At 62.3% G+C, this 21590-nt stretch carries 20 protein-coding genes and 1 tRNA gene; 12 read left to right on the forward strand and 9 right to left on the reverse strand.

Features of this window, described 5'->3' with window-relative positions:
* Positions 1-189 precede the first annotated feature (189 nt).
* Entirely contained in the window at positions 190-1446 is a 1257-nt protein-coding gene (locus AC5E6W_RS05060; RefSeq protein WP_491751176.1) for an alpha/beta hydrolase family protein, read from the forward strand.
* Positions 1447-1509: 63 nt separating this feature from the next.
* On the opposite strand, the gene AC5E6W_RS05065 is transcribed toward AC5E6W_RS05060, so the two are convergent.
* Both AC5E6W_RS05065 and AC5E6W_RS05070 read right to left on the reverse strand, forming a co-directional pair.
* Complete coding sequence (locus AC5E6W_RS05065; RefSeq protein ID WP_491751177.1) at positions 1510-2388, reverse strand: hypothetical protein; 879 nt, start codon at positions 2386-2388, stop codon at positions 1510-1512.
* A 228-nt stretch (positions 2389-2616) separates the two neighbouring features.
* On the reverse strand, positions 2617-2934 hold the full coding sequence (locus AC5E6W_RS05070) for a DUF3592 domain-containing protein (RefSeq protein WP_491751178.1): 318 nt from the start codon (positions 2932-2934) through the stop codon (positions 2617-2619).
* A gap of 348 nt (positions 2935-3282) precedes the next feature.
* Here AC5E6W_RS05070 and AC5E6W_RS05075 point away from each other — a divergent pair, with 348 nt between their 5' ends.
* From AC5E6W_RS05075 to AC5E6W_RS05085, 3 genes are all read left to right on the forward strand, one after another.
* Positions 3283-4338 (forward strand): threonine ammonia-lyase, encoded by a 1056-nt coding sequence (locus AC5E6W_RS05075; protein WP_491751179.1) that lies wholly within the window; start codon positions 3283-3285, stop codon positions 4336-4338.
* 163 nt (positions 4339-4501) lie between these two features.
* Positions 4502-5560 carry an outer membrane protein assembly factor BamD gene (locus AC5E6W_RS05080; RefSeq protein ID WP_491751180.1) on the forward strand — a complete coding sequence of 353 codons (1059 nt, stop codon included), beginning with the start codon at positions 4502-4504 and terminating at the stop codon, positions 5558-5560.
* 222 nt (positions 5561-5782) lie between these two features.
* Complete coding sequence (locus tag AC5E6W_RS05085) at positions 5783-6685, forward strand: undecaprenyl-diphosphate phosphatase (protein ID WP_491751181.1); 903 nt, start codon at positions 5783-5785, stop codon at positions 6683-6685.
* Between the two features lie 505 nt (positions 6686-7190).
* Here AC5E6W_RS05085 and AC5E6W_RS05090 read toward each other — a convergent pair.
* Positions 7191-7568, reverse strand: a complete 378-nt coding sequence (locus tag AC5E6W_RS05090; protein ID WP_491751182.1) for a DoxX family protein — start codon at positions 7566-7568, stop codon at positions 7191-7193.
* Positions 7569-7724: 156 nt separating this feature from the next.
* A complete protein-coding gene (locus tag AC5E6W_RS05095) occupies positions 7725-7868 on the reverse strand; it encodes a hypothetical protein (protein WP_491751183.1) in 144 nt (47 codons plus the stop codon).
* Between the two features lie 510 nt (positions 7869-8378).
* On the opposite strand from AC5E6W_RS05095, the gene AC5E6W_RS05100 reads away from it, so the two are divergent.
* The 5 genes from AC5E6W_RS05100 (at position 8379) to AC5E6W_RS05120 (ending at position 13062) form a co-directional block, all read left to right on the forward strand.
* The gene (locus AC5E6W_RS05100; RefSeq protein ID WP_491751184.1) at positions 8379-8885 is read left to right on the forward strand and encodes a hypothetical protein; all 507 of its coding nucleotides are present in this window, start codon (positions 8379-8381) and stop codon (positions 8883-8885) included.
* A gap of 531 nt (positions 8886-9416) precedes the next feature.
* Positions 9417-10592 carry a glycine cleavage system aminomethyltransferase GcvT gene (gene gcvT, locus AC5E6W_RS05105; RefSeq protein WP_491751185.1) on the forward strand — a complete coding sequence of 392 codons (1176 nt, stop codon included), beginning with the start codon at positions 9417-9419 and terminating at the stop codon, positions 10590-10592.
* Positions 10593-10807: 215 nt separating this feature from the next.
* Positions 10808-11197, forward strand: coding sequence for a glycine cleavage system protein GcvH (gene gcvH / locus AC5E6W_RS05110; protein WP_491751186.1), 390 nt, complete (start codon positions 10808-10810; stop codon positions 11195-11197).
* Between the two features lie 90 nt (positions 11198-11287).
* Entirely contained in the window at positions 11288-12643 is a 1356-nt protein-coding gene (gene gcvPA, locus AC5E6W_RS05115; protein WP_491751187.1) for an aminomethyl-transferring glycine dehydrogenase subunit GcvPA, read from the forward strand.
* A gap of 62 nt (positions 12644-12705) precedes the next feature.
* On the forward strand, positions 12706-13062 hold the full coding sequence (locus AC5E6W_RS05120; RefSeq protein ID WP_491751188.1) for a hypothetical protein: 357 nt from the start codon (positions 12706-12708) through the stop codon (positions 13060-13062).
* A gap of 257 nt (positions 13063-13319) precedes the next feature.
* Here AC5E6W_RS05120 and AC5E6W_RS05125 read toward each other — a convergent pair whose 3' ends face one another.
* Entirely contained in the window at positions 13320-14708 is a 1389-nt protein-coding gene (locus tag AC5E6W_RS05125) for an SPOR domain-containing protein (RefSeq protein WP_491751189.1), read from the reverse strand.
* Between the two features lie 359 nt (positions 14709-15067).
* On the opposite strand from AC5E6W_RS05125, the gene gcvPB reads away from it, so the two are divergent.
* Together gcvPB and AC5E6W_RS05135 are read left to right on the forward strand one after the other, a co-directional pair.
* On the forward strand, positions 15068-16615 hold the full coding sequence (gcvPB, locus tag AC5E6W_RS05130; RefSeq protein WP_491751190.1) for an aminomethyl-transferring glycine dehydrogenase subunit GcvPB: 1548 nt from the start codon (positions 15068-15070) through the stop codon (positions 16613-16615).
* A 30-nt stretch (positions 16616-16645) separates the two neighbouring features.
* The gene (locus AC5E6W_RS05135) at positions 16646-17035 is read left to right on the forward strand and encodes a GxxExxY protein (RefSeq protein ID WP_491751191.1); all 390 of its coding nucleotides are present in this window, start codon (positions 16646-16648) and stop codon (positions 17033-17035) included.
* A gap of 158 nt (positions 17036-17193) precedes the next feature.
* On the opposite strand, the gene AC5E6W_RS05140 is transcribed toward AC5E6W_RS05135, so the two are convergent.
* Complete coding sequence (locus AC5E6W_RS05140) at positions 17194-17778, reverse strand: DUF2911 domain-containing protein (RefSeq protein WP_491751192.1); 585 nt, start codon at positions 17776-17778, stop codon at positions 17194-17196.
* Positions 17779-17835: 57 nt separating this feature from the next.
* Here AC5E6W_RS05140 and AC5E6W_RS05145 point away from each other — a divergent pair.
* Positions 17836-17912, forward strand: a tRNA-Arg gene (locus AC5E6W_RS05145).
* A gap of 67 nt (positions 17913-17979) precedes the next feature.
* Here AC5E6W_RS05145 and AC5E6W_RS05150 read toward each other — a convergent pair.
* The 3 genes from AC5E6W_RS05150 to glgP all read right to left on the reverse strand — a co-directional run bounded on the left by AC5E6W_RS05150 (position 17980) and on the right by glgP (position 21436).
* Positions 17980-18711: a polysaccharide deacetylase family protein gene (locus AC5E6W_RS05150; RefSeq protein WP_491751193.1), complete on the reverse strand. Its 732-nt coding sequence runs from the start codon at positions 18709-18711 to the stop codon at positions 17980-17982.
* Positions 18712-18868: 157 nt separating this feature from the next.
* A complete protein-coding gene (gene bcp, locus AC5E6W_RS05155; protein WP_491751194.1) occupies positions 18869-19330 on the reverse strand; it encodes a thioredoxin-dependent thiol peroxidase in 462 nt (153 codons plus the stop codon).
* A gap of 324 nt (positions 19331-19654) precedes the next feature.
* Positions 19655-21436 carry an alpha-glucan family phosphorylase gene (gene glgP, locus AC5E6W_RS05160; protein ID WP_491751195.1) on the reverse strand — a complete coding sequence of 594 codons (1782 nt, stop codon included), beginning with the start codon at positions 21434-21436 and terminating at the stop codon, positions 19655-19657.
* Between the last annotated feature and the right edge of the window lie 154 nt (positions 21437-21590).

Below are 21590 nucleotides of genomic sequence, written 5' to 3' on the forward strand. Positions count from 1 at the left end.
GCTATCTCGGCTAGTCGCGATGATTCCCCTCAGCGGCTAAAGCCGCGTTGCAATCGCCGCACTTATGGCGGGACTAAAGTCCCGCCCTGACAAAGCAGAAGCTTCCTCACGCCCACGCAAGACAGAGGCTTGAGCTCGGCCCTGGCAAAACAAAGACTCGTTCAGAGATCGCTTAGACTTCTCCCAGCCATGCCTCGCCTGCGACCGAAACACACCTCTACCTCTCCTGCTCCCATGCAGCGCCTCGCGGGGCGCGTCGGCGCACGAATCGCCGAACGCCGTGCCAAGGTTCGCGCCACGGTGCAGGAACGTCCGTGGCTCTGGGCGGGCATTTGCGTCCTGGCCTTCGCGGTCGCCAGCGCCGTTGCCGCGCCGTTCGTAAAGGCGCATCTGCAGGCCATTGCGGTGCTGGACCTGGTGGCGAACAAGCCGGTGCCGTGGGCGCTGCGGGAGACCATCGCGCATCCGGTGAGGACGGAGGAGCTGACGCTGCCGACGAGCAATGGGCCGGTGCCGGCACGGCTGTATATCCCAACCGACAAGCCGGATGCTCCCGCACTGATCGTGCTGCATGGCGTGCACCACCTGGGGATGAATGAGCCACGGCTGATTGCGTTCGCTACGTCGATGGCGTCGTGCGGGATCCGGGTGCTGACGCCGGAGCTGCCGGACATCAAGGACTACCACGTGGGGTCGAACTCGATTGCCACGATTGGGGATGCGACGAAGTGGATGGCGGAGCGCAATGGCGGTAAGCCCGTCGGCGTGATGGGGCTGAGCTTCTCCGGTGGGCTGTCGCTGCTGGCGGCGGCTAGCCCGCAGTACCGGCCTTACTTCCGGTTTGTGTTTGCGATCGGGTCGCAGGATGAGATGTCGCGGGTAGCGCAGTACTACCGGACGGGCGAGGATGCGGAGCCGAGCGGCGGCGAGGAGCTGCTGGCTCCGCATGAGTACGGCGCGCTGGTGCTGGAGTACGAGAACCTCGAGGACTTTGTGCCGAAGGAAGACCTGGCTCCGCTGCGGGCGGTGCTGCGGGCTCACCTGTACGAGGAGCCGGCGAACGAGAAGGCTGCGATGGCGCTGCTGACTCCGCGGCAGACGGCGGAGGCGAAGCAGCTGATGGATACGACCTCGGCTGCGACGCGGGAGATGCTCGCCAAAGACGAGGTGAAGCATGTGCAGGACATGGCTGGAGTGAGTCCGCATGGGCACCTGGCCACGCTGACCACGCCGGTGTACCTGCTGCATGGCGAGGGCGACAACATCATCCCGGCTGCGGAGACGCAGTGGATGGCGGCGGAGCTGCCTCACGAGACGCTGAAGGCGGAGCTGATCTCGCCGGTGCTATCGCATCTGGACCTGGATGGGCATGGGCCGGGTGAGTGGGATCAGCTGAAGCTGGTGCACTTCTTCGCGCTGATTCTGCATGCGGCGGAGGGGCGGTAAGGTCCCCCGGCTTTTGGAAAAGTCTTCGATCGAGAGACTTTAGGGGTGGACTTCGGTAGTGTCCTAGTTTGGATTGCTGTCGTAGTTGTCCTGCTCATCCCCATGCTGTTTCCATTCTCCATAGAGCGAATGACTCAGGGCGTCTTTGCTGATGAGCTTTCGCAGTTGAACTCCGTGCATGTTTGGAGTCCACAAATATCTAAAGCGAATTACGCGTGGAGCCTCGAAAACATCGGTATAGCTGACCATTCCATAGAGGTGAGCAAACAACTCACCCGTATTCAAGGATCTGATTATGTCGTGTCCAGTGTCACAAAAGAACGGAAACTTTTTCTCCAGTGGATTTTCCGTGGCGTGAATCACGGGCTCGCTCGTCAGAGGCTCTGGAAATTTAGTCGCATGGGGTTTATCGGAACGAGTAATGGAAAAATCGCCGCAACTGTTGGCAATGAAAGCTTTTGTTTCTCCGAAATTGAAAAGCTCTACCTTCACAACGGCAAAGTACGAGTCGTTCGTCGTCTCCACCTTTACGACCTCCAATTTCCCAATGCGAACTTTGACTCTTGCCTTTTCCTTTCTCTTGATTACTTCAACGCTATCCATGGCTGCCTTCGCAGCGTCTTCAGTTGCAATGGCGGCTCGTTTCGTCTGGGCCGTTTGATCAGCGATCACCAAGAGGGTCAGAAGGATCGCCCATGTTGTAATCCCCTCGGGCCAACCAAATACTCTATACCAACGTGGCAGGTGCCTTGCGGCGTCCTCTGCGCCTTTGTCGCAGTCTTCCTGATGGGTCCCTTGGGAAACCGTGACGGCTTTAATCTGATTGCATTTTGTCTCATACTCGTCGCGGGTTTTTTGATCCTGACGGGATACGTAGATCGAGCACCCCAGTATCAGGACGACGGCGATTCCGTACTTCCAAGACACCAGTCTTTTCAGCATGATGGGAGAATTGTAGGGCAAATTGGTCCGCTACCTGGACTGCGTTGTGCGTTCTACGTTGCACGAGTCGCGGGTTCTGTTGGCTGGAGAATGCCCTGTTCTGATTGGGGAGAGCTGGGGTGGTAAGTACGCCAAACGGCGCGGCTGCGGGTTTGAGTGATTCCTAACCACATCATTGCAACGCCAGCCCGGGTCCGAGAGTCCGGACCCGGGGCACCCGGTATTTTCTCAGCGACTTGCTGTGCTGACTGCCTTCCAGATCAGAAGCGCGGCGAAGATCACGATGACGAGAGCGGTCCAGAGGTGTGCACGGCTGGCGGCCACGGTGTATTCATTGCGGTTGGGGTCGGCTGGATCGTACTGGACGGAGATCGCGTCATCTTTCTTGTATTCGCCGGTGCTCGAATAGAAGCCGCCGTACCAGTGCTCGCCGACCTTGTAGTTGAAGGAGACGGTGTAGATGGGGCCGCCACGGCCTTGTACCACCTCGACGTCGGTCACGGTGCCGTCGGCGGATTGCCAGTCTGTCTTTCTCTGCCAGCGCATGGGGATCACTATAGCGCGGGTTTGGGGTGGGTATGCCGGGGATATTGAGGCTCCCGTCCACATCGTCGCTACGCTAGCCCGGGTCCGAGAGTCCGGACCCGGGGCACCCGGTTTCGTGGCGGCGTGAGAAGCAGATCTCTCCACTGCGCGGGACGATGAGGCCGTCCTGCTCCGGTCGAGATGACACAGCTTGGGTGATTCGCGGGCGGGGGTGGGGTTGAGGGAGAACAATGCGCGAATGAGCTGGGAGTCTTGAGCTGGGAGTTTCGAGTTGCCAGATGCCAGATTGCCAGATGCCAGTACTGCGCAGGTTGGCTCCGCCGTGGTGTGGGTCACTATACTTTCTCCATGCCTGCCTATCTGGAACTCTCCGACATTCTTGCGGCGAAAGACCGTATTGCTGGAACTGCTGTTCGTACACCGCTGGTGCGGCTGGACCTGGCGCGGCTGGGTGCGGCCGGCTTTGCTGTGTCGGCGGACTTTCCGGAGATCTGGTTGAAGGATGAGAGCAAGCAGCCGATTGGGAGCTTCAAGCTGCGGGGGGCGTTCAACACCGTTGCCCAACTGCCTCCAGCCGCGCTGCAGCGCGGGGTGATTACGTACTCGAGCGGGAACCATGCGCAGGGAGTGGCGTATGCGGCGCGGGCGCTGGGGTCCAAGGCGGTGATCGTGATGCCGGACAATGCGCCGAAGGTGAAGATTGCGGCGACCGAGGCGCTGGGAGCGGAGATTGTGTTCGTCGGGCCGGCTTCGAGCGACCGGAAGATCAAGGCGGAGGAGCTGGAGGCGGCGCATGGGTACTCGATGATTCCGCCGTACGATCACCCGTCGATCATTGCGGGGCAGGCTACTTGCGGGTTGGAGATCCTCGAACAACTCGCCGAGCTTACCGGCGAGGCGCCGGATGATGCCACGCTGGTGCTGAGCCCCGTGTCTGGTGGAGGGCTGCTTTCGGGGATTGCTACGGGGATCAAGCTGGCTAGCGAAGCTGCGGGGCATGCTGCTCCGGTCGTGTATGGCATTGAGCCTGAGCTCGCCGGTGATTCCCAGGAGAGCTTTCGGACGAAGACGCTGGTGGAGTGGCCGGCGGCGAAGACGACGCGGACGCTGTGCGATGGGCTGCGGACGCAGTCGCTGGGGGTGCTGAACTTCGAGCACATCCTGAAGTTTGTGGACAACATCATCACGGTGAATGAGGCGGATATCCGGAGTGCGCTGAAGCTTTATCTAACGGCTACCGACATTGTGGCGGAGCCGAGCGGAGCGGTGACGCTGGCGGCGGCGCTGTATCGGCAGGATGCGTTGCCGAAGGCGAAGCGGATTGTGGTGGTGGTGTCGGGTGGGAATTTGGAGCCGAGTCTGCGGGAGACGCTGGAGAACGAGAGTGCGGCGGCACACGTCTAAGAGGGCGGTGCGTTGTGCGTTCTCCGGTGTCCGTTGTCAGTTCTCGGCGGTTCGGAGCTGGGAGCTCTTTCAGTTTCCAGTTAGCCAGCTTCCAGTAGCCAGAGCTTCACGCGTTGCTCCGGAGCTTCGCACAGCGTTAGCCCGGCAGGGCGGAGAGGCAAGAATGCGCGTTCGAGTTAAGAGCTTTGAGCTGGGAGCTACGAGTGCTTCGCGTGTGGTTGCGCTGGCGATGGTTGGCGCGATGGTTCTTTGTGCCTCGGCGCAGAAGAAGCCGAAGCGGGACGATCAGCTTTCGGGGTATGACCGGTCGGCGCGGGCTACGGTGCTGCATACGGCGAACCTGTACACGATGGCCGATGCCACGACGCCTCCGATCTCGACGGTGACGGCAGGGCATGAGGTGGTGGTGATGGCTCATAACGGGCCTTGGGTGAGCGTGCTGGCGAACACCGATGCGAAGGAGGACTCGGATGAGGACTCGAAGCCGGAGTTTACGGAGCCGGGGGAGAATCCTGATCCGAGCTCGGGGTGGATTCGCGATAAGGGGATTGTGGGGCCTACGACGCCGAATGGCGATGCGCTGATCTTCGGGTATGCGGCGCAGCTGGAGGCGGAGGCGGCGGAGCCGCATCCTCCGAAAGATGCGGCGAGCGCGGCGCACCTGTTGTATCGGCGCGTGGCGGACTACTTTCCGAACTCTCCGCTGGCGGCGGAGGCGGCGTATCGGTCGGCGGACATTCGGTGGCAGATCGACAAGGCGGATATTTCCACGCTGCCGAGCGCGCGGGAGCAGGATGCGTTTTTGCGTCCGCGGCTGTATGACGGCGAGCTTAAGAAAGTGATGAAATACTTTCCGCAGACGCCGCAGGCGGCCAAGGCGGCGTATGACCTGATCGACGACAAGCTGTGCGGCGACTGGCAGGGGCTGCCGAAGTGTCCGGAGATGGAAACGAACCTGTACCTGAAGTACGCGAGCCAGTATGCGGGCGGGCCGAAGTCGGCCGAAGCGATGTACCAGGCGGCGTATCGGCAGGGTGCGCTGGTGACGCTGTACCTCGTCGACGACAATACGAAGCGCAGCCAGGATGCGGCGAAGAACTGCCAGTCGATTGCGGATGACATGAAGCGGAAGTATCCGGATTCGGACTGGACGGCGCGGGCGATGTCGGTTGCGTTTCGGGTGGGCCAGGGGATTCCGATTTATGGGAATGACCGGAGCTAGGTAGCGGCGATACCGTTAGCGGGCCTGCGGCTTCGCCTTTAGCGAGTCAGCGGCTGCGCCGTTGGCTCTTCGCGTTAGGGCTGCTTGGAATCACCCGACATCCTGCGAACCCACTTCTCAAAAGCGAGAAGTGGGGCACCCGGATCGTTGGCGTCACCGAACAGTCATCGCGGGAACCAAGAGATTCATGCTTCGCTAAGGCTCCTCCGCTAGAATCCCGGTATGTCTCTTCTCAAAATCCTGATCCTGGCGATTGTCCAGGGACTTGCCGAACTGTTGCCTATCTCGAGCTCGGCTCACGTGGTTACTGCCGAAAAGCTGATGGGGCTCGACCCGAGCTCGCCGGAGATGACGCTGCTGCTGGTGATGCTGCATACGGGCACGATGTTTGCGGTGATCGTTTACTTCTGGAAGCAGTGGATGCGGACGTATTTTTCGAGTGCGAATGCGTTTTCGCGGTTCGCGGTGCGGGCGGTGTGGGCGACGGCGCTGACGGGGATCATCGGGTATCCGCTGCAGAAGGTGATCGCGCACCTGGCGTTTCCGAACGCACCGAAGGCGGAGATCGAGGAGCTGTTCGGGCGGCTGGACCTGGTGGGATATGCGCTGTTCGCGGTGGGACTGCTGATCCTGTGGGCGGGTCTGCGGGAACGTACCGCCGAGAAGGCAGTGAAGGCGGACTACGAGCGGCTTTCGCGCACGGGCGAGAATGTGACGTTTGCGCAGGCGGGATGGATTGGCGCGGTGCAGGGGCTATCGCTTCCCTTCCGCGGGTTCTCGCGGTCGGGCTCGACGATTTCGGCGGGCATGCTGGTGGGCGCGGCGCGGGAGCGGGCGGAGCGGTTCTCGTTTGCGCTGGCGGTGATTCTTACTCCGGCGGTGGTTGCTCGCGAGGCGCTGCGGCTACTGAAGGCTTCGCATGAAGCTGCGGCGGCGGGGACGCCGATCGACCTGCACGCGAGCCTGATGGGTGCGCTGATAGGGATGGTGCTGGCGTTCCTGGCGGGGCTGGCCGGGCTGAAGTGGTTGAGCTCCTGGCTGGAGAGCGGTAAGTGGTATCTGTTTGGGATCTACTGCCTGCTGGCTAGCTGCGTGGTGCTGTATCTGCACCATATGGGGTACTAGTGGGGTTAGGCGGGAGGCGTTGTTAATCCCACCTTGCAACTCTGTGGAGTGCCTGAAACGATAGTCGGGTGAAAAGAGCCCTTCTCATCTTTCGGTCGCTGATAGAGGCCACGTTCGGTTTGATCTGCATGGCGGCCGGACTCCTTCTACTCCCTGTCTGGAGAGGGACGCTCGCACAGCCATTTCTTCTTGGCTACCTTGGTATGCCGCGCGCCGGGGATCCAGCAGAATTGCACAGACTGGAGGCTGCGATAGCTCTCGGAGGCTTGATCAGCGCGACAATCGTCCTGCTGGTTGGGGTTCTCTGCTTCAGAGATGTCTTCAAAATGATCCGGACGCTGAGAGTGAAGAATCAGGGATCGTAGACAGGAAGCCTACGTAGATTTGAAGGGGCTGATGTGCGGCCCGAATCTTCCCTCGGCGGCAAAAGCGGGATCGCAAGCAAGGCACTTGCGACGGAACTGTAGTCCCGCCCTGACAAAACAGGGACTTGTTCAGGGGTTCCTTATGCGGCGGTCGATGTGGCGCGGCAGGCGTAGCGGAAGGCCCAGGCGAGGAGAACGGCTTGCAACGGGAGCCGGAGCCCGAGCGCCCAGGGCGGGATGTTGGGGAAGCGCTCGGGGTGCTGGACCATCCAGAGGTTGGCGGGAAAGACGGCGATCAGCAGAAGGATGATGCCCCAGGCGGCGGTGCGGTTCAGCTTGGCGTGGGGGAGAAGGATGCCGAGGCCGCCGGCGATCTCCGCGGCTCCGCTGAAGAGGACGAGCGCGTGGTGGGCCGGGAGGTAGTCCGGCATGATGGCTTCGTAGGTGCGCGTGAAGATGAAATGCGCGATGCCAGCGGCGAGGTAGAGAGCGCCCATCGCGAGCCGGCCGAGACGCATCAGGACACCTAAGCGAACCTGCAGCGCGGTTGCTTGCGTGTGCGCTGTCTGCCGATGCTGGCAAAGAAGCAGGTTTCTCCACTACGCGGGGACGATGAAACTGTCCCCGCTACGGTCGAAATGACACTTCCTGGGTGATGCGGAATATCTCGATACCTAGACCTGGGTGTGGTGGTCGGCCCAGGCGGCTTCGAGGCGATGCGCCAATTCTTCTACGGGCTGCCGGCGGCGTCCGCCGAGGACCAGGAACCCTGCTGCTGCTGCACACAAACCGCCGACCGCCCATACCATCTTCTTCATCGCCCATCCCTCTTCGCAGCCCGAAGTCTTCGTCACAAAACTAATCTAGAGCACTTCTCCTGTTACTGGGTCTCCCGAAGGTGGCGTGCCGCGGCGTTTTCGTTGGAGAAAACGCTCATCGCAATCGAATCCCGCGTAACGCCTACAGGAGAAGTGCTCTAGCCGGTCTGATGCAAACTGCGGCCATCGCGTTTCGCGAATGTACTATCGTCGGTACCCGGATGTCTTGAGAGGCCTGGTCTTCCCTGGGAATCGGTTGACGCGGTGGGGCGCGGGCGAACTTTTGAAAAACCAAGAACTGAAGATTCGCATGCCGACGGTTGCGGCAGTCCCCGGGCCCCCGACCGGTACGGAAAGTTCCCTCAGCAGCGGAAGCCTCTTCGCGATTCGTTTCTCGATGGCGGGACCGAAGTCCCGCCCTGACAAGGCGGGGACTTGTGCAGCCCCGACAAAACGGGGCGTGGGTGGAGGCATCGTTGGGTTCTGCCGTGCCGGTACACTGAAGGGGCGATGGATAGGGTTCGATTTGGCCGGGCACTAGGGTATGGCGCGCGTCATGCGGCGAAGTCGCTGGCGGCGGCGGTGGATGCGGCGACTACACCGAGTCCTGGTGCGGCGGCTGCTAGGCCGGCTTCGGGTTCGCCGGCTTCGTCTCAGCCGGCTCCGTCGCAACAGACTCAGTCTGCACCGCGAGCTGCGCAGCCGTTTGCGGCGCCTCGGGCGGTCAATCCGCAGCGTGTGGGGCAAGTTCTTCAGGCAGGAAAGTACGCCAGCCGGTCGGTGATGGGGCCGGTGAAGAAGGCGACCGGCGTAGTGATGCTGCAGGTAACGGGGAGCTTCTTCGGGCTGCTGGCGTTTGGCATGGGGCGCGGGTTGTGGGCGCTGCGGGCGAACTTTCGCGCGCCGGTGTTGTCGAGCGCGTGGGCGGGTGCCTGGATGATTGCGGTGATGGTGGTGGTGCTGAGCTATTTCTGCTTGTCGAACTTTGTTCGGGCTAGCCGGAGAGAGCGGAGCTAGGACGGCGTCGCCGACAGCCGTCACCAGTAAAGAAGCAGGTCTCTCCACTTCCGCTTCAACTCGCTGCGCTCGCTCAGCGTCCGGTCGAGATGACACAGTATGGGTGGGTGCGGTCCGGCTGCGCCGGCAGGAGTTCGGGGACACGAAAAACAAGAAGGCGCGTTCGGGTTTTGAGTTCTGGGCTGCGAGTTTCGAGTGCTTCGTGGACTCGTTGCCTCGAGAGCAGGGTTTGAGAATCCGGACCGCGGGGCACCCGAATCCTGCCGGGGGTGACCGGGGACCGTGGGTATCCGGAGTGATTGCCGGTCGGGGGGTGCTGTTGAGCTTTGAGCGATGAGGTCTCGAGCGTTGAGGAAAAGCGGAGGAGCTTTCGTGACGAGTGGTGCTGCTGCACGATAGGCTGGCGCTTCGCGAATATCGTTCTGTCCTGGCGGACTCCCTTCCGTTCCGGCGGTTCCCTCAGGCATGCTAGAAGGAGCGCGTTCGCACCGCCCTGCATTTACGCAAGCTCACAAGCAAGAAGGAATCCCGATGGCTGAAGTGACTACCTACGCTCCCTCGCTGCGCCGTACGGCGCTGAATGCCACGCACCGCGCTCATAAGGCCAAGATGGTCGATTTTGGCGGATGGGATATGCCCGTGCAGTACTCCGGGCTGATTGCCGAGCACATGGCGGTGAGGACGGGCGTGGGCGTGTTCGACGTGTCGCACATGGGGGACATTCAGCTGCGCGGGCCGAACTCGCTGGCGGCGGTGCAGAAGCTGCTGATGAACGATGCGAGCAAGCTGCAGGTGGGCCAGGCGCACTACTCGGCGATGCTGACGCCGGAGGGTACGTTTGTCGACGACGTGGTGCTGCACAAGCTGGGCGAGAACGACTTCCTGATCGTGATCAACGCGGGCACGCGGGAGAAGGACATCAGCTGGGTGCGCAAGGTGATCGGCGGGATGAGCGGCGTGCACATCATGGATGTGAGCGACTACTACACGCAGCTGGCGATCCAGGGGCCGAAGGCGAAGGAGACGCTGCAGAAGCTGACGGGCGCGGACCTTACGCCGATCAAGAACTACTGGTTTACGTGGGGGACGGTGTGCGGCTGCCACAACACGCTGATCGCACGGACGGGCTACACGGGCGAGGATGGGTTCGAGATTTACATCCCCAGCGATGAGCCGACGAGCAGCCGCGTGTGGGGCGAGGTGCTGGAAGCGGGCGCGGAGTTTGGGATCATCCCATGCGGGCTGGGCGCGCGGAACACACTGCGGCTGGAGGCTGCGATGGCGCTGTATGGGCATGAGATCTCGGACACGATCAATGTGTTTGAGGCCAATCTCGGCCGGTACTGCAAGCTCGATAAGGGGACGGACTTCGTCGGCAAGGACGCGCTGGAGAAGGTGCAGGCGGCGGGTGGTCCTGCGCGCAAGCTGGTGGGCCTGGAGATGGTGGACCGTGGCATTGGGCGCGACGGCTATCCCGTGCTGACGCTGGATGGGCAGAAGATTGGCGAGGTGACGTCGGGCTCGCCTTCGCCGTTCCTAAAGAAGAATATTGCGCTGGCGTATGTCCCGGTGGCGTACACGGCGGTGGGGACTGAGGTCGCGGTGGAGATTCGTGGAGCGCTGAACAAGGCGGTGGTGGTGCCTACGCCGTTTTATAAGCGGGCGAAGGCTACTCCGGCGGTGACGGCTCCGTTGTCGGGTTCGTAAAAGAGAACACGAAGGCACGAAGGACGCCAAGGTACACAAGGGGTTTCCACGGCGCTTTCGTAACGGCTCGGAGCAACGGCAGATCCTCTTCGAGGATGACAACGAGAAAAGCAGCAACAAAAGCAGCGACAGCAAAGGCAACACCTCTGGGAGGATTGACTTCCAGCATCCAGAGCCTCGGCTCTACTACAATTTCCTTGGAGACCTATCAGTCCATGAGCTATCCCGAGAACTACAAGTACGCGAAGTCGCACGAGTGGCTGCTGCTCGAAGGCGAGAACGCCACCATTGGCATTACCGATTACGCGCAGAGCTCGCTGGGCGACATCGTGTTCATCGAGCTGCCGAAGGTGGGGCAGGAGCTTGAGGCCGGATCGACGTTTGGTTCGGTGGAGAGCGTGAAGGCGGTCAGCGACCTGTACTCGCCGGTGACGGGCGTGGTGACGGAGATCAATGAAGCGCTGAACAAGACTCCGGAGACGCTGAACGCGGATGCGAACACGACGTGGATCATCAAGGTCGCGGTGAAGAGCGCGGATGAAGCCAGCGCGATGTTGTCTGCTGCGGACTATGAGAAGTTCGTTGCGGAAGAGACCGGACACTAAAGACGTTGTCCGTTCTTCGTTGTCCGTTCTCCGGTGATGAGGGCGGCTCATCGGACAACGGCGAACTGAGAACGGAGAACCACTCGCATCATGCGTTACCTACCGAAGTCCCCTGCCGACCGTGAAGCGATGCTTGCTGAGATCGGTGTCGACAACATCGATGCCCTGTTTACCTCGATTCCTGAGGAGTACCGGCTTACTCGCGACCTGAATATTCCGCGGCAACATGCGGAGAGCGAGGTGCTCGATCGCTTCCGTGCGTTCGCGGCGAACATTGCCGATGGCGACATTGCGAAGGCGCAGCCGGCGACGCCGTATGCGAGCTTCCTGGGTGCGGGTGCGTATCGGCACTATCGGCCGGTGGTGATTGATTCGCTGGTGCAGCGTGGCGAGTTTTTGACCAGCTACACGCCATACCAGCCGGAGATTGCGCAGGGCACGCTGCAGGCTACGTTCGAGTTCCAGACGATGATCTGCGAGCTGACGGGCATGGAGATTGCGAACGCGTCGATGTATGACGGGTCGACCGGATGCGCGGAGGCCGTGATGATGGCGGTGCGCGTGACCGGGCGCAACAACGCGGTGGTCGCGAGGAGTGTGCATCCGGAGTTTCGCGAGGTGCTGAAGACGACCGTGCAGCACCAGGAGATCGGTGTCACGGAGGCCGCATTCGACAAGGCCACGGGGCGCGTCGACATGGCTGCGCTGGAGGCTGCGATCACTCCGGATACGGCTTGCGTGGTGATTGGCTCGCCGAACTTCTTTGGCGTGATCGAGGACGTGGCGGCGATTGCGGAGCTGGTGCACTCGAAGGGTGCGCTGCTGGTGGTGTCGATCAATGAGGCGCTTAGCCTTGGCATTGTGAAGGCTCCGAGCGAAGCGGACATCGTCGTGCTGGAGGCCCAGAGCTTTGGCGTGGCCGTGGGCTATGGCGGGCCGTACTGCGGGGTGCTGGCGTGCAAGGAGAAGTTCCTGCGGCAGATGCCGGGACGCCTGTGCGGCGAGACCAAGGACATGGATGGCAAGCGCGGGTTCGTGCTGACGCTGAGCACTCGCGAGCAGCACATCCGGCGCGAGAAGGCGACCAGCAACATCTGCACGAACCAGGCGCTGGTGTCGCTGATGGTGACCATCTACATGACGGTGATGGGCAAGCAGGGATTGAAGGAACTGGCGGAGCAGAACCTGGCGAAGGCGGCTTATTTGAAGAGCTCGCTGGAGAAGGCTGGAGCGAAGAAGATCTTCTCGGGGCCTAGCTTCAATGAGTTTGCGGTTGCATTGCCTGCAGCTGCCGACGCGGTGAATGCCAAGCTGCTGGGCAAGAAGATCATTGGCGGCTTGTCGCTGGCGAAGTGGTATCCGGAGTTGGGTGAGGGCGCGAGCTTGTGGTGCGCTACGGAGTTAACGACGAAGGTGCAGATGGACGCGGTGAGCGCAGCGTTGTAGCTGTCACGTAGAACCTTTCGCGTTGTACGTTGTACGTTCTGCGTTGTACGAGAGAGACGGGCATGGACATCAGCGAGATTGAAGGCACGGAGTTATCTGCGGTCGAGTTTGTGACGGACCACGTGCGGCTGCGGTTTGGCGATGCGGGACAGGGGCCGATGTTCACGCTGTATGTGTGGCCGCATGTGCTGTTCCCGGATTTTTCGATTGCGTATGGCGAGCCGGAGTATCGGAACGCATTGTGCTCGCAGATTGGGCAGACGGTGGAGAAGGCCGCGCTCGAGGAGCTGGACTCGCTGACGATTGAGTTTGTCTCCGGGGTGGTGCTTGCGGTGAGTCTGCGCGAAGAAGATCTTGACGGGCCGGAGACTGGCAGTTATTCAGAAGATGGCAGTGGCACTGACGAAGAAGAGTTTTAGCTCAGGAGAAAGTCATGTCCCAAAGGGGCCGGGGATCCGGCCCCTTTTGCATTTGGTTCCTCGGGGCTAAGGCACAATGTTTCGCGGCGTTTGATGGCGGCTGAAGCCCTGCCCTGCCGTCGTCTTGCGGGTTCTGTTTTCTGTAGAGCGATGAGGGGACGAGGGCGCCCGCGATGCGGGCTGGAGGTTTGAGGTGTGCGGCGTCGGGTCCTCCGGGTCCGTTGAGGGATCCGGGGCAACCGGATTGCCACCCCATCTTAGCGGCGGTAGTTTCTGGCGAAGGTGTCGCGGGGGAGACCTTCGTGGCGAGCGGTGCGGACGAGCTGCTGCGCTTCGCGTTCGGACAGGGTTCCTCCGAGGCTGACTAGATACGGTGATCCGCCTGTCGGGCTGTAGACCTGGGGGTGAAGGCTAGGGTGTTTTGCGGCAATGGCGTTGGCGCGGGACTGGGCCTGGTCCTGGCGGTGGAAGGTGTAGGCGATGACGTGCCAGCCGGGAGCTGACGGCACCAGGGTTGCGGGCGCGGATGCGGCGTTGGCGGCTTCCACCATCGCGGAGGTGGGCTGTGGCGTCTCGGGCTGAGCGGCCTGATTGACGTGGTGGACGACTACCTGCACGGGCTGGGCGGGGACAGTCGTCGGCGAAGTTGCGGCTGTTGTTGCGGGCGCGGCGGCAGGACTCGCGGGCTTCTTGCTTCCTGCGAAGTGCCAGACGATGAAGAGCAGCACGAGGGCTGCAGCGGTGTAGATGGCCCAGTTCCTGGGGAGACGGGAGAGCAGAGAGTTCTCCTCGTCGGAGTCGGGGTCCAGCTCTTCCATTTCGTCTTCACGATGGAGGGGCATGGTGGGGGTGAGTGGGAGGGCTTGCTGGAGCGGCGCTGAGGGAGCGCTGGCTGCGGCGGCTGAGGTCACTGCGGCGGCGACGGCACTGGGCGGAGGTGCCGGGGGCAGCGTAGCTGGCGGAGGGGCGATGATGGCGACGATCTTCTCGAAGGTCGTGGAGCCTTCGAGGGCGGCGGGGATGATGCGGGGGAAAGGCTCGGGCAGGCGGGTGCCGGGCTTGAGCTCGGACTCGAGCGTGAGGCAGCGGAGGAGCAGCGTGCCGAGGTCGTGGAGGTCCTTCTGGCGGGTGGCGGCGACCTGCTCGGCGGAGACGAACTCGCCATCTTCGACGCACTCGCGGACGCAGTCGCTGCGGAGCTTGACGGTTTCGCCAACGGCGAGGACGTTGTCGGCGTTGACGTGCTCGTGGACGAGGTTGCGGGCGTGGAGCGCGGCGAGCGCGGAGCTGACGGAGAGCGCGACCTGCAAGGTTTCCGGTGCGGTGAGGGGACGCTCGGCGAGGACCTCGGAGAGGACGGCGTCGTCGGCCTCCATGAGGGCGTAGGTGAGGGCGACGCCTTCGAGCTCGGTGCGGCCGACTTTTTCGATGCCGATGAGGAACTGCTGGCGGGTCTCTGCGACGCGACGCCAGCGATTGAGCTGGGCTTCTTCGTCGTAGTGGGCCTCGGTGAGGCGGATGACGGCGGCGTGGCCTTGGGCGTCGGCGGTGGAGAAGAAGCCGTTGCGGCCTTCGGAGCGGCGGAGCTTCTCGAGTTTGTATTCGCCGGCAACGGTGCGGCCTTCGTAATCGGTCCAGAGTTCCATGGGTGTGTCTCCGTGGGGCTGTGAGCGGTGAGGCTGTGAGCGGAGGTTCCCGGGGAGGCAAGCGAGGTGCGGGACACTCGCGCAGTGAATCACCCGGCGGAGAGGCAGAGAGCTGCCACGACTGGCATAACGGCGTGCATGGCTACTGCATGCGTTGCTTCGATTAGACGCTCGCACTGCGACTCGCGAGAGGCGGGGGAACCTTGTCGTTCACCCCTTATGCGGTGGAAAAACCGGTGCACTTGCGCACCGCTACACGAACGTGCGGCGAGATGAAATTGCGGAGATGTGAGACCCTTAAGGGGTTGGCCCACAGCGCATCTGTAAACGCTTCCGAGGCCCGGCAAGGCAGGATGACCATGTCAGATAAGTTCATTGGAACGCCGAAGAAGGCGACGACGCATGTCAATCAGAACGAAGATTTGATCTTCGAGAAGTCGTCACCGGGCAAGAAGGGGTATCGGCTGGCGGAGCTGGATGTTCCGGCGGTGGATGCTTCGTCGCTGCTGGGCGAGGCGACGCGTACAGATGGGCTGGGCGTGATGCCGGAGCTCTCCGAGATTGAGATTGTGCGGCACTTCACGCGGCTTTCGACGTGGAACTATGCGATCGACCTGGGCATGTATCCGCTGGGGTCGTGCACGATGAAGTACAACGGGCGCATCAACGAGTTGGTGGCTCGGCTTGAGGGCCTTGCGGAGGCTCATCCGTATCAGCCGGAGTCGTTGTCGCAGGGCGCGCTGGGCATCATGAAGATGCTGTCCGATTGCCTGATCGAGATCACGGGGATGGACACGATCACGCTGCAGCCGGCGGCGGGCGCGCATGGTGAGTTCACGGGGATTCTGCTGGCGCGGGCGTATCACGAGGCGCAGGGCAATGCTCGGAAGAAGATTTTGATTCCGGACTCGGCGCATGGGACGAACCCGGCGACGGCGGCGGTGTGCGGCTACCAGATTGCGAATCTGAAGTCGAACGAGAAGGGCATGGTCGACCTGGCTGAGCTCGAGAAGATGGTGAACGAGGACATCGCGGCGCTGATGCTGACGAACCCTTCGACCATCGGCGTGTTCGAGTCGGACATCCACAAGATTGCGGACATCCTGCATGCGAAGGGTGCGCTGCTGTACATGGACGGCGCGAACATGAATGCGCTGTGCGGCAAGACGCGGCCGGGCGATTTCGGCGTCGACGTGATGCACCTGAACCTGCACAAGACGTTCTCGACGCCGCATGGTGGTGGTGGTCCGGGTTCGGGACCGGTGGCTTGCAAGAAGATCCTGGAGCCGTTCCTGCCGACGCCGGTTGTCGTCGAGCGCGAGAACGGTTTGTTGGGCCTGGACTTCAACCGGCCTCAGTCTGTGGGTCGCGTGAAGGCCTGGTACGGCAACTTCGGGATGTTCGTTCGCGCGCTGGCTTACATTTTGGCCAATGGGCCAGACGGGCTGCGCCAGACCACCGAGGATGCGGTGCTCAACGCAAACTACATTCGCAAGGGCCTGGAGGGGACGTTCGACCTGCCGTATAAGTCGGCATCGCTGCATGAGGTGGTGTTCAGCGACAAGCTGCAGGCGAAGAACGGCGTGAAGACGGGCGACATGGGCAAGCGGTTGATCGACTACGGCTTCCATGCGTACACGGTGAGCTTCCCTCTCGTAGTGAGCGGGGCGATGATGATCGAGCCGACGGAGTCGGAGTCGAAGGAAGAGCTGGATTTGCTGATCGATGCGCTGAAGCAGATTGCGCGCGAGGCGGAGGAGAATCCGGAGTTCGTGAAGACGGCGCCGCATACGACGCGGCTGCGGCGGCTGGACGAGACAGCGGCGGCGCGGAAGCCGATCCTGCGCTGGAAGGCTCCGGCGGCGGGAGTGAAGCTGACACCGGAGAGTGCTGCGAAGGAGTGGTAGCGGTCAGTTAGAACTGAAAAGAGATTCCGCGTGGACGAAGCAGAGTTGAACCGTCTCGGAACCATCGCGCTCGACTGCGCATTCAAGGTGCATTCCGCGCTCGGCCCAGGTTTGCTGGAAAGTTCCTACAAAGCATGCCTTGCATTTGAGCTCTTGCAGGCTGGGCTTGAGACGCAACTGGAAGTTCCGGTGCCACTTGTGTATGCCGGTCACAAGCTGGCCGACGTTGGGTACCGCCTGGATATCCTGATTGCGAGCCAGCTGATCCTCGAGATCAAGTCCGTAGAGGCAATCGCACCCGTGCATCGGGCTCAGTTGCTCTCGTACCTGCGGCTCTCGAACCGACGGCTCGGTTACGTGCTGAACTTCAACGTTGTGTCACTGCGAGACGGCATCGCGCGGGTCGTCAATCGCCTGTAGCTCAGCGGATGAGTTGTGCTATCAACGGGAACTGCGAACGCGGTGTTCGCAGCGTTCGCGGAGTTACGCGGCGCGGTGACTAGACCATCTCATTTGCGAGACACCGCGCACACGGCGAACCCCGCGTTTGCAGTTTTCAGTTGTATTTGCCAGCCATCTTACTTCGCTTCGATCTTGACCCACTCGTCGGCTTTGTCCCACTTGATGTGGAGCTCGGTGGAGTGCTTGCCGGTCTTCTCGAAGCTGAGGGTCATGACTTCCTGGGGTGTGTGGAGTTCGTCATGCCTGAGCGGCGTGCGGCCGAGGTCCATCTCCTGCTTGTAGACGGTTCCCCACTGGCCAGTCTGCTTGTTGATGATGAGCTGCCAGGGCGTTCCTGCCGTCGCGGGCAGGGTGTAGAGGGTGTAGCTGCCGGCGGGGACGGAGAGGTCGCCGATCTTCAGCGGCCCTTCGGTGACGAGGCTGGTGGCTTCGTTGGCGCCGGTGCGCCACACCTGGCCGTAGGGGACAAGGCCGCCCATGATGACGCGTCCGCGGATCGACGGAGCACTGTATTTGAGGGTGATGCTCTTGCCGTCCAGCGTGACTTCGGCCTTCGCGGGAGGAGAAAGCGGTGGCTTGCCATTGCCCTGGGCGGGCATCTGCATCTGGGCGCCGGCTGTGGCCGCCATGAGAACCGTAACAGCAACAGCACGAGAGAGGACCGCAGCGAAACGAGTGGGGAGGGTGGAGCGATTCATCATGCGACCTATGCTACATCCGTCTGCGCAGCACGGGCATTATGCTACGCTTTAACCTGCGCGCCCGTAGCTCAGCTGGATAGAGCAACAGCCTCCGAAGCTGTAGGTCACACGTTCGAATCGTGTCGGGCGCACCACTCCCTTCCCAAGACAATCGAGACAATCCAAAACGCGTGGGCAGGCCGAAAGGCGCGCTGCAGCGTCTTATCCCCACGCGTCCACGGTGACTAAGCTGCGGCCTTCGGCGGAGAAGCGCTGGAGGAGGCGCGCGGTGGCAGTGACGGAGTCGGAGCGGTCGAAGCCCATGTCGATGTCAGAACCGTCGTGGAGGAGTATGTTGGCTCCGCGGCCCCAGGAGCGGGCGCGGCGGAGGCCGCCTTCGATGTTCTTGAGGATGCCTTCGACGCCGATGGGCTCCCAGTCCCAGCCCATGACATTCCACTGGACGACCTTGAGGCCGAGGTCTCGCGCGATGCGGATGACGGCAGGGCGGCGCGCGCCGTGGGGCGGGCGCATGTAGTGCACCGGAGCTCCGAGGGCGTCTTCGAGCGCGTGGTTACAGTCGGCGAGCTCTTGGCGGATGCGGGCTGTGCTCTGCCAGGCGAGCCAGGGGTGGGACATGGTGTGGTTGCCGATGAGGTGTCCGGCGTTGTGCACGGCTCGGACCATGTCGGGACGCTGGCGCACGTACTTGCCGATCATGAAGAAGGTGGCGCGGGTGTTGTGCTGGGCGAGGAGCTCGAGCAGGTCGTAGGTGACGGCGTCGTTGGGGCCGTCGTCGTAGGTGAGCGCGGCCTGCAGGGGATCCTTGCCGGCGACGATGGTTCGGCCGAAGATCTGGGACTCGGGGCGCAGGCAGCCATTGACCAGCGTGGCGCTGAGTCCTGCGAGCGCGCCGGTGAGCAGGAGGTCATTGGTGAGGTGCGAGGTGAGCATCGTTGCGCGGCGTGCTGTCTCCTACTTTTCTTTAGGGAAGGTCTGATCGAGTCTCAGCCGTTCCCTCGGCGGCTAAAGCCGCGCTCCAGTCATTGCCGTCTACGGCGGGACTAAAGTCCCGCCCTGACAAAACTGGGACTTGTGCAGAGGCTTAGGCTTATTCCTTCAAGAGGGCGAGTACTTCTTCGGCGTGGCCTTCGGGCTTGACGTTCTCGAAGATGTGAACGAGCTTGCCGTCGGGGCCAATGATGAAGGTGGTGCGGGCGACGCCGGTGACGGGCTTACCGTACATGGTCTTGTTCACTAGCAGGCCCCAGCCCTTGATGAGGGTCATCTCATCATCGGCGAGGAGCGGGTACTGGATGTCGTACTTCTGGGCAAACTTCTTCTGCTTCTTCACGGTGTCACGGGAGATGCCGAGCACGACGACGCCGGCCTTCTTGAGCTTGGCGAAGGAGTCGCGGAAACCGCAGGCCTCGATGGTGCAGCCAGGGGTGTCGGCGCGGGGATAGAAGAAGAGGACCACGGGCGAGCCCTTGAACTGCGAGAGCGAGATGCTGTCGCCGTCCTGATCGGGAAGGGTGAAGTCTGCTACGAGTTCGCCAACTTTGGGCTGCATCTTGTGTCCTCGAAGACAAGGATAGCGCGGAGGTGGGGTGGAGCAGCCTGCGATTCATGCGGAGAGGTGGGGTAGAGATGAGCTGTAGAGGCGTGAGGTCTTCAGGCACCCAGGAGCGAGGTTTGTTGCTCGCAGAGCAGGGTCGCTGGCGAGACGAGAAGAAGGCCGCCACTGCTGGCGGCCTTCGCATGATTCCGTTGGAAGGTCCGGGAGACTCTGGATAAGAGCTCTCACTCAAGCATCCGGGACCTCAGGGGCTAAAGCCCCCACCGTTTCCGAGCCGTTGGCGGCGGGGCTGAAGCCCCGCCCTGACAAGGCAAAACCCTATGCGCTGACGGCGACCTTTTCTTCGTCGGGGATCTCCTGATCGGTGGACGCTACGGACGAGGAGAGTGGGAAGTAGGCGTTGGAGACGTACTGGCCGAGCATGCGGTGGGTGTTGAAGAAGGTGCCATTGACCGCGATGGAGTGCTGGCGGATGCGGGCCCAGACCTTGGGGCTCTGCCAGGAAGGAACGATGGCTTTTTCGAGCTTGGCGTAGAGGTTGCCGGCTTCCTGCGCTTCGTCGTCGGCGTCCTCGATGGCCCAGCCGGTGATGCCTTCGGCGCAGCCTTCGATCCACCAACCATCGAGCACGGAGAGCGAGGGCACACCGTTGAGGGCGGCCTTCATGCCGGAGGTGCCGGAGGCTTCATAGGGGCGCAGCGGGGTGTTGAGCCAGACATCGACGCCGTTGGTGAGCTGCTCGCCGAGTTCCCAGTCGTAGTTCTCGAGATAGACGATGTGGAGCTTGGAGGAGTTGATGCGGGCGGCAGCGGAGAAGACGTCGCGGATGAGGGCCTTGCCGGCGTTGTCGGCGGGATGGGCCTTGCCGGCGTAGAGGACCTGCAGACCGCCGAGGGATTCGGCGATGGCTTCGAGGCGGGCGGGATCCTTGAAGAGCAGCGAGGCGCGTTTGTAGGTGGCGACGCGGCGCGCGAAGCCGATGGTGAGGATCTTCGGGTCGAGCTGGGTGCCGGTGCGGGCCTTGATTGTCTGCAGGAGGCGGAGCTTGGCGGCGGTGTGGGCTTCGACGATCTTCCAGGGCTCGATGCCGTAAACGGAGCGGAAGTACTGGTTGTCGTGCCGCCACTCGGGGATCTCGCGGTCGAAGAGATCCTGCATGGGCTTGGAGACCCAGGTGGCCGCGTGGACCCCGTTGGTGATGGAGTGGACCTTGTACTCGGGGAACATGTGCTGCGAGACCTTGCCGTGCTGCATGGCGACGCCATTGACGTAGCGCGAGAAGCGCAGGGCGAGGTAGGTCATGTTCATGAGGCCATTGTGGAGTGCGCCGAAACGATCGATGGTGGAGGCGCGCTCGTGGCCGAGGACGGCGGCCATCTGGTCGAGGCCGAACTGGTCGTGCCCGGCGGGGACGGGCGTGTGCGTGGTGAAGACGCACTGCTGCTGAATGGCCTTGGCGTCGTCCTCGGTAGCGTTGCGGAGAGGAGCACCGTTGAGGCGCTCTTCGAGCAAGCCGATGGTGAGCAGCGCGGCGTGGCCCTCGTTCATGTGGTGGACTTCCGGCTTGCAGCCGAGGGACTCGAGGAGCTTGATGCCACCGAGGCCGAGCAGGCCTTCCTGGCAGAGGCGATAGTAGTTGTCGCCGCCATAGAGGTGGTCGGTAAGGGTGCGGTCGTAGGGCGTGTTGCCCTCGATGTCCGTATCGAGCAGGAAGACCGGGATGATGTGGCCGGTGACGCCAACGACATCGAAGCGCCAGGCGCGGAACTTGAGCTCGCGACCCTGGAGCGTGACGGTGAGGATCTCGGAGGCGGCGGGCAAAATCTGCTCGGGATGCCAGACGACGTCGGACTCGGTCTGCTGGCCCTGGGCGTCGAGGTGCTGCTCAAAGTAGCCGCGCCGGTGCGCCAGGGAGACGGCGAGCATGGGCGCGCCGGTGTCGGCAGCGGAGCGCAGGGTGTCGCCGGCGAGCACGCCGAGGCCGCCGGAGTACGTGGGCAGAGATTTCGAGAGCGCGATCTCCATGGAGAAGTACGCGACACGGCGCTCGCTGAGATCCAGCACCACGGCAGAGGGATTGGCGTTCGGGGACGAGGGCATGAGGGTCGAGGATTCCTGTTCTGCTTCGGGCGTCGACGATGCCGACCCGAAGCTGAGGTTCGAAAAACACCGTTCGGAGGGAAGATCCTGCAGCCGAAGAGAGCCAGCTCGCAACGGTCCGAAGTTGTTGGTTGGGGCCGGTGACGTTAAACCA

The sequence above is a fragment of the Bryocella sp. genome, from assembly GCF_058498515.1.